General features: G+C 65.1%; 1 protein-coding gene. It reads left to right on the top strand.

The annotated features are described in order from the left end of the window. Window positions 1-1,832, top strand: a 1,832-nt coding sequence (locus EOC06_RS36590; RefSeq protein ID WP_164898979.1) for an ABC-F family ATP-binding cassette domain-containing protein, incomplete at its 5' end; no start/stop codon positions are given. Between the last annotated feature and the right edge of the window lie 24 nt (window positions 1,833-1,856).

Here is a 1,856-nt window from a genome sequence, read left to right as displayed (position 1 = left end):
TTCTCGACCATGCCTCGCTGACCTTGCCGGCCGGCACCAAGGCCGGCCTTGTCGGCCGCAACGGTACCGGCAAGACGACCCTGTTCAAGGCCATCACCGGCGATTTCCCGTCCGAGACAGGCTCGATCAGCCTGCCGAAGAGCACCCGCATCGGCCAGGTGGCGCAGGAAGCGCCGGGCACCGAGGATGCGCTGATCGAGATCGTGCTCAAGGCCGATCTCGAACGCACGGCGCTGCTCGAAGAAGAAAAGACGGCGACCGATCCGCACCGCATCGCCGACATCCATATGCGGCTGGCCGATATCGACGCGCACTCAGCCGAATCCCGCGCCGCCACCATTCTCGCAGGCCTGGGCTTCGACGACGCTGCGCAACGGCGTCCGGCCTCGTCCTTCTCCGGCGGCTGGCGCATGCGCGTGGCGCTTGCCGCGGTGCTGTTTGCCGAGCCCGACCTGCTGCTGCTCGACGAGCCGACCAACTATCTCGATCTCGAAGGCACGCTGTGGCTGGAAAACTACGTGTCGAAATATCCGCACACCGTGCTTTTGATCTCGCACGACCGCGACCTGCTCAACCGCGCCGTCAATTCGATCGTCCACCTCGACCAGAAGAAGCTGACCTTCTGGCGCGGCGGCTACGACCAGTTCGAACGTCAATATACAGAGCAGAAGGAATTGCAGGAGAAGGGCCGGGTCAAGCAGGAGGCCGCGCGCAAGCATATGGAATCCTTCGTCGAGCGGTTCCGCGCCAAGGCCTCCAAGGCCAGACAGGCACAGTCGCGTATCAAGGCGCTGGAGAAGATGAAACCGATCGCGGCCCTCGTGAACGATTCGGTGCGGCCGTTCTCCTTCCCCGAGCCGGTGAAGACGGTGGCCTCGCCGATCGTGGCGCTGAACAACGTCAATGTCGGCTACACCGAGGGTCAGCCGATCCTCAAGAAGATGACGCTGCGCATCGACGCCGACGACCGCATCGCGCTGCTCGGCGCCAACGGCAACGGCAAGTCGACCTTCGCCAAATTGCTGTCCGGCCGGCTCAAGCAGGAGAGTGGCACCATGACGGTGGCGCCCGGGTTGAAGGTGGCGATCTTCGCCCAGCACCAGCTCGACGACCTCCGGCCGGACGAAAACGCCTACGAGCATGTCCGCCGGCTGATGCCGGAGGCCCCGGAATCGAAGGTGCGCGGCCGCGTCGCCCAGTTCGGCCTCACGACCGAGAAGATGAACACCGCCGCCAAGGATCTGTCGGGCGGCGAGAAGGCGCGGCTGCTGATGGGGCTGTCGGCCTTCGAGGGGCCAAACCTGTTCATCCTCGACGAACCGACAAACCATCTCGACATCGATAGCCGCGAATCGCTGATCCATGCGCTGAACGAATTTCCCGGCGCCGTGATCCTGATCTCGCATGATCGCCATCTGCTGGAGGCAACCGCCGACCGCCTGTGGCTGGTCAAGGACGGCGCGGTCAACCCCTATGACGGCGATCTCGAGGACTACAAGACGCTGGTCACCGGCGTCTCCGGCGACCGCCGCGGCAAGCGCGAGGCCGACAAGGCGTCAAAAGCCGACCGCCGCCGCGATGCGGCGGCTCGCCGCGCCGCCTTCGAGCCGCTGGCCAAGGAGATCCGCGCCACCGAAGCGCTGATGGACCGCATTCGCAAGCGCATCGACGGCATTGAGGACGAACTGGCCAATCCGGCGGTCTACGAGAAGGATCCCTCGACGGCGACACGGCTGGCCAAGGAGCGCTCGCAACTGGCCCAGACGCTGGCCGGCCACGAGGAAAAGTGGCTGACCATGTCGGCAGAGTATGAGGAAGGCACGGCGGAGTGATTACCCTCCCCCTTGTGGGGAGGG

The sequence above is a fragment of the Mesorhizobium sp. M7A.F.Ca.MR.362.00.0.0 genome, from assembly GCF_004023175.1.
In the GTDB taxonomy this organism is placed as follows: Bacteria; Pseudomonadota; Alphaproteobacteria; order Rhizobiales; family Rhizobiaceae; genus Mesorhizobium.
This window is presented reverse-complemented; position numbering and strand designations above follow the sequence as displayed.